Source organism: Ramlibacter sp. (assembly GCF_035706265.1).
GTDB lineage: Bacteria > Pseudomonadota > Gammaproteobacteria > Burkholderiales > Burkholderiaceae_C > Ramlibacter.
In genome coordinates this window covers 1-5,974 of sequence record NZ_DASSVG010000336.1, presented here as the reverse complement: position 1 = coordinate 5,974, position 5,974 = coordinate 1, and the positions used below count along the sequence as shown (strand labels likewise).

Genomic DNA, 5,974 nt, shown 5'->3' with positions numbered 1-5,974 from the left:
TCCGCGCTTCACTTCAGCCATCGCTCGTTGCCATGTCCTTGTAGCGGCCGTAGCCGTAGTGCGCCGCGCAGGCGCCTTCGCTGCTGACCATGCAGGAGCCCACGGGGTTGTCGGGCGTGCACACGGTGCCGAACAGCCTGCAGTCCTGCGGGCGCTTCACGCCGCGCAGGATCGCCCCGCATTCGCAGGCCTTGTTGTCGGGGACCGACCGGTACTGCAGGCCGAAGCGGCGCTCGGCGTCGAAGGCCGCGTAATCGCCGCGGATGCGCAGCGCCGAATAGGGCACCACGGACAGGCCGCGCCACTCGAACTCGCGCCGCAGCTCGAACACCTGCGCCACCCGGTCCTGCGCCTTGACGTTGCCCTCGCGCGTGACGGCACGCGCGAACTCGTTCTCCACCTCGCAGCGGCCCTCGTTCACCTGCCGCACCAGCATGCGGATCGCCTGCATCACGTCCAGCGGCTCGAAGCCGGCGATCACCACCGGCTTGCGGTATTCCTCGGCGAAGAATTCGTAGGGCCGGCTGCCGATCACGGTGGAGACGTGGGCCGGGCCGATGAAGCCGTCGATCGGCACCGTGCCCCACTGCCGCACCTCGGGCGACTCCAGGATGTGGCTGATCGCCGCCGGCGTGAGCACGTGGCAGCACAGCACGCTGAAGTTCGCCAGGCCCTCCGCCTGCGCCTGCAGGATGGCCAGTGCGGTCGGCGGCGTCGTGGTCTCGAAGCCGATGGCGAAGAACACCACCTCGCGCTCCGGATGCTCGCGGGCGAGCTGCAGCGCGTCGAGGGTGGAATAGACCATGCGCACGTCGGCGCCGCGCGCCTTGGCCTTCAGCAGCGACAGGCCGCCGGAGGCGGGCACGCGCAAGGTGTCGCCGTAGCTGCACAGCATCGCGCCGCGCTCCAGCGCCAGCGCGATCGCCAGGTCGATGCGGCCGATCGGCAGCACGCACACCGGGCAGCCGGGGCCGTGCACCATGCGCACGTTGGCCGGCAGCAGGTCCGCCAGGCCGTAGCGCGAGATCGCATGGGTGTGGCCGCCGCAGAACTCCATGAAGCTGTAGCGCCGCTCCGGCCGCACCGCCGCGGCGATGCTGCGCGCCAGCGTGCGCGCCAGCGCGCCGCCGCGGAACTCCGCGATGTACTTCACGGCTCCATCCGCGCGAACAGGGCCAGGGTCCGCTCGGCCTCCGCCGGATCGAGTCTGGTCAGCGCGTAGCCCACGTGCAGGATCACGTAGTCGCCCGCCTCCACGCCATCGAGCAGCGCGAGCGAGATGCGCTTGCGCACGCCGCCCAGGTCCACCGTGGCCCAGTCGCCGGCGCCCTCCACCTCCACCACCTTGACCGGCAGCGCCAGGCACATCCTCAGGCCGCTCCTTCCAGCGCCTGCATGGCGACCCAGGCCTGGCCCACGGCGAGGCCGCCGTCGCCCGGCGGCAGGCGCTCGGGCTGCAGCACGCGCAGGCCCTCGTCTTGCAGCCGCCCGGCCAGTTGCAGCGAGAGCTGCGCATTGAGGAAGCAGCCGCCGCCGAAGGCGACGGTGCGGATGCCGCTGCCCTGCGCCGCGCGCCGCACCCAGTCGGCCAGCGCCGCGGCCAGCGTGGCGTGGAAGCGCGTGGCCCCGGCCTGGGCGTCGCGCTCGTCCGCCAGCGAGGCCAGCAGGGGCAGCAGGTCCAGCACGCCGTCGTCGTCGACGTGCCAGCCGCACCACAAGGGCGCGAAGGGCCGGTCGCGGGCGGCCTGCTCCAGCCGCATGGCGGCCTCGGCCTCGTACTGCATGTGCGTGCACAGGCCCAGCAGGCCGGCAGCGGCATCGAACACGCGCCCCATGCTGGTGGTCGGTGGGCAGTTCACGCCACGCAGCAGCATTTCGAACAGCGACGCGGCCGCGGACTCGCCGGCGAAGCGCGTCGCGATCTCCTGGCCCCTCCCGAGCAGGTGCAGCACCGCCGCGGCCATGCGCCAGGGCTGGCGGGCGGCGCGGTCGCCTCCCGGCAGCGGCAGGGGCCGCAGGTGGCCCAGGCGCTCGAAGCGGCCGCCGCGCAGCGCCAGCAGTTCGCCGCCCCAGGCCGTGCCGTCGTTGCCGAGGCCCACGCCGTCGAGCGCGAGCCCCAGCACGGGGGCGCGCCAGCCGTGCTCCGCGCAGGTGGCCGCGATGTGGGCATGGTGGTGCTGCACGGCATGGGTGCGCAGGCCGTGTTCCGCCGCGAACGCGAGGGCGGCGTGCGACGCATGGTCGTCGGGATGCAGGTCGTGCGCGACGACGTCGGGCCGCGCCTCCAGCAGGCGCAGCATGCGCTGCACGCTCTCCTGCTGGAATTCGCAGGTGGCGGCGTTGTCCAGGTCGCCGACGTGGGGCGAGAGGAAGGCCTCGTCGCCGCGCGTGACGCAGATGCCGTTCTTCAGGTGGGCGCCGAAGGAGATCACGGAGGGCCCCGCGGCGGGCAGGCGCAACGAGGCCGGCGCGTAGCCGCGGCTGCGGCGCACGAAGCGCCCCAACCGGCCCTGCGGACGCAGCACGCTGTCGTCGCAGCGGGCGACGATGTCGCGGTCGTGCTCCAGGATGGCATCGGCGATCGTCGCCAGGCGCTCGCGCGCTTCGTCGTTGGAGCGCACGATCGGCTCGCCGCCGGGATTGGCGCTGGTCATCACCAGCAGCAGGCGTTGCGGCGCCTGCAGCCAGTCCACTCCGGGCGGCCGCAACGCCGCCTCGTGGAACAGCAGGAACTGGATCGGCGTGGCCGGCAGCATCGCCCCCAGCATGCGCAGGCCGGGCGCCACGCCGGGCAGCACGGTGTCGACCTCGCCGATCGCATCCAGCAGCACCACCGGGCGCTCGGCGCTTTCCAGCCATTCGCGGGCCGGGTACGGCACCTGCGCGATGCCTTCCAGGCTCTGGGCGTTGGCCGCCATCACGGCAAAGGGCTTGGCGTCGCGGTTCTTGCGCCGGCGCAGCCGGGCCACCGCTTCGCCGTTGCGCGCGTCGCAGGCGAGGTGGAAACCGCCCAGGCTCTTGATCGCCACGATGCGGCCGGCGCGCAGCAGTTCGAGCGTGGCCGCGATCGGGTCGCCGGGCACCGGCCCCTCGTCGTCGATCAACCGCAGCCGCGGGCCGCACTGCGGGCAGCAGGTGGTCTCGGCGTGGAAGCGGCGGTCCGAAGGCGCGCCGTACTCGCGGGCGCAGGCCGGACAGAGCGGGAACGGCGCCAGGCTGGTGCGCCCGCGGTCGTAGGGCAGCGCCTGCGTCACCGTGTAGCGCGGCCCGCAATGGGTGCAGGTGATGAAGGCGTGGCGCCAGCGGCGGCCGCGCGGGTCGAACAGTTCGGCCAGGCACTCGGGGCAGGTCGCGACGTCGGGGCCGATGGCGGTGGCGGTGCTGCCGCCCGCGCTGTCGGCGATCACGAAGCCGCGGAAGCGCTGCGGCGCCGAATCGACGCGCTGCACCGAATCGACGCGGGCCAGCGCGGGCGCCTCGGCGCGCAGGCGCTCGAGCAGCGCGCTCACCTGCGCGGCCGGCCCTTCGGCCGCGATCTCCACGCCGGCCGCGTCGTTGCGCACCCAGCCGGCGACGTGCAGTTCCTGTGCGAGCCGCCAGACGAAGGGCCGGAAGCCCACGCCTTGCACGACTCCGGTGACGTGAATGCGGCAGGCGGCGGTCATCGCTGGGCCTCAGCCGGCGCGTGCGCCCTGGCGCAGGAAGGCCAGCCAGGGCTCCAGGCCCTCGCCGGTGGTGGCCGAGAGCTGCAGCACGCGGATGCCCGGGTTCACGCGGCGCGCGTTGGCGACGGCCGCCGCGACGTCGAACTGCAGGTAGGGCAGCAGGTCGATCTTGTTGAGGATCATGAGGTCGGCCGCGCGGAACATGTGCGGGTACTTCAGCGGCTTGTCCTCGCCTTCGGTCACGGACAGGATCACCACCTTGTGCGCCTCGCCGAGGTCGAAGCCGGCCGGGCACACCAGGTTGCCGACGTTCTCGATCATCAGCAGCTGGCCGGCGGCGAGCGGCAGCCGCTCCAGCGCGTGGCCGACCATGTGGGCGTCGAGGTGGCAGCCCTTGCCGGTGTTGACCTGCACGGCCGGCGCGCCGGTGGCGCGGATGCGCTCGGCGTCGTGGGTGGTCTGCTGGTCGCCCTCGATCACCGAGACCGGCAGGTCGCGCAGGGCTTCGATGGTGCGGCACAGGAGCGTGGTCTTGCCCGAGCCGGGGCTGGAGACGAGGTTCAGCGCGAACACGCCGAGCTCGGCGAAGTAGCGGCGGTTCTCGGCCGCGAAGGCGTCGTTCTTGGCCAGGATGTCCTGCTCGATCTGCACCATGCGGCTGGCGCTGGTGCCGGGAGCGTGGGCGTGGTGGTCGTGATCGTGCGCGTGATGGTGGCCGTGCTCGTGCCCGTGGTGGTGCTCGTGGCCGTGGTGGTGATCGTGTGCGTGCGCGTGCACGTGATCGTGCTGCCCCGGCCCGTGCGGCGCCGCCACGGCGCCCTCGATCGCCACCTCGCCCGGCCCGCAGCCGCATGTCGTGCACATGGTCGCTCCTTCAGTCCACTTCGAGTTCGCTCACTCGCAGTTCCGTCCCGCCGGTCACCTGCACCTGCGCGGAGCCGCAGCGGGGGCAATCCCCGTACAGCTCGCGCATCTCCACCACCGCGCCGCAGCCCATGCAGCTGCCCTGCCCGGGCGCACCGCGGATCTCCAGCCGCGCGCCCTCGGCCACCGTGCCGCGCGTCACGGCGTCGAAGCAGAAGCGCATCGCCTCGGGCTCCACCCCCGCCAGCGCCCCGATCTCCAGCTGCACCGCCCGCACGCGCGCGAAGGGCTGCCGTCGCCGGGCGTCCTCGATCAGCGCGAGCACGCCTTCGGCAAGAGACATTTCATGCATGGAAGCCCCGCCCCGGCCGCATGCGACCAATCTACGCAGGCGCTTTCCGGCAGGGCTTGCGCCAGATCAAGCGTCGGTGGGGCGACGTTGCGACGACCATCAGGCGCCGAGTCCGAGGAAGCGGCGGCGCGAAGGTACCGCGCCTTGCGGCGGCGCGGCTGCGCGCTCCGGCGGCTGCTTCGGCTCGGCCGGCGCAGGCGCCAGCAGCGCGGCGAGCGAGGCTTGCGCCGTCGCGCGCGCCTGGGCCCGGTCGGCGAAGGCGTCCATCGGGGAGAACAGCGAACAGGTCTGGTACTCGCCCAGCCCCGGCTCCTCGCCGCCGAGGAACGCGAGCGCGCCGAAGGGGAAGTGCACGAAGCGCCGTTGCTGCGGCGGCACGCTCACCCAGGCCGCCGGCTCGTCCGGCAGCAGCAGCACGCTCATCGCCCAGGGCGTGACCAGCAGGCCCAGCCAATGGCCGTTCCAGCGTTGCAACCCGACCGCCTCCACGGCGAGGGCCGGGTTCAGGATCGGCAGGCCGGCCATGCGCTCGCGCCAGATGCGGCCGAACACCTCCTCCACGTCCCGCGTGGGATCCGCTGCCGGCCTCACGCGCTGCCCCAGCGCCGCGCCGAGACCGCGTCGTCCTGCGCCAGCAACTTGAGCATGGCTTCCAGGGCCGCCTCGCCGGCCGCCGCGTCCATGCGCTCGAAGGCGAAGCCGCCCGCCTGCACCAGCAGGTAGTCGCCGACGGCCACCGGCTCGTCGAGCAGCAGCAGGCTCACCTCGCGCCGCTGGCCGAAGCACTCCACGGTGGCCTCGCCTTCCGCCAGCGCCACCACGCGCGAAGGGGCCGCGAGGCACATGTCACTTCTCCCGTACCGCGAAGCCGCGCGCCTGCAGATCGGCCGCCGCCCGCTGCGCCAGCAGGGGCACCGCCCCGGCCACGGCCTCCGTCATCGCGAGTCCCAGCTCCAGCGAGGCCGGCTCGACGCCGTGCACGACGATGTCGGCCGGCATGGTCCCCAGCAGTTCGAGGCTGGCCAGCACGTCGGGCAGGCCGATCTGGTGCGGCGAAAGCTTGCGGCGGAAGAACTTCGGCACCGCCTCGCCC

The 5,974-nt window shown here is 73.3% G+C and carries 8 protein-coding genes; all 8 read right to left on the bottom strand.

Annotated features, from left to right (window positions below; all coding sequences use genetic code 11):
• Positions 1-13: 13 nt before the first annotated feature.
• Positions 14-1,153: a hydrogenase formation protein HypD gene (hypD, locus tag VFM98_RS12240; protein WP_325110201.1), complete on the bottom strand. Its 1,140-nt coding sequence runs from the start codon at positions 1,151-1,153 to the stop codon at positions 14-16.
• Entirely contained in the window at positions 1,150-1,368 is a 219-nt protein-coding gene (locus VFM98_RS12235; RefSeq protein WP_325110200.1) for a HypC/HybG/HupF family hydrogenase formation chaperone, read from the bottom strand. Before VFM98_RS12235 ends, hypD begins: the two co-directional genes overlap by 4 nt.
• A 2-nt stretch (positions 1,369-1,370) precedes the next feature.
• A complete protein-coding gene (hypF, locus tag VFM98_RS12230) occupies positions 1,371-3,665 on the bottom strand; it encodes a carbamoyltransferase HypF (protein WP_325110199.1) in 2,295 nt (764 codons plus the stop codon).
• 9 nt (positions 3,666-3,674) lie between these two features.
• On the bottom strand, positions 3,675-4,529 hold the full coding sequence (hypB, locus tag VFM98_RS12225; protein ID WP_325110198.1) for a hydrogenase nickel incorporation protein HypB: 855 nt from the start codon (positions 4,527-4,529) through the stop codon (positions 3,675-3,677).
• Positions 4,530-4,539: 10 nt separating this feature from the next.
• Entirely contained in the window at positions 4,540-4,872 is a 333-nt protein-coding gene (gene hypA / locus VFM98_RS12220) for a hydrogenase maturation nickel metallochaperone HypA (RefSeq protein ID WP_325110197.1), read from the bottom strand.
• A 108-nt stretch (positions 4,873-4,980) separates the two neighbouring features.
• Entirely contained in the window at positions 4,981-5,472 is a 492-nt protein-coding gene (gene hybE / locus VFM98_RS12215) for a [NiFe]-hydrogenase assembly chaperone HybE (protein ID WP_325110196.1), read from the bottom strand.
• The gene (locus VFM98_RS12210) at positions 5,469-5,726 is read right to left on the bottom strand and encodes a HypC/HybG/HupF family hydrogenase formation chaperone (RefSeq protein WP_325110195.1); all 258 of its coding nucleotides are present in this window, start codon (positions 5,724-5,726) and stop codon (positions 5,469-5,471) included. Before VFM98_RS12210 ends, hybE begins: the two co-directional genes overlap by 4 nt.
• 1 nt (position 5,727) lies before the next feature.
• Positions 5,728-5,974, bottom strand: a 247-nt coding sequence (locus VFM98_RS12205) for a hydrogenase maturation protease (protein ID WP_325110194.1), incomplete at its 5' end; no start/stop codon positions are given.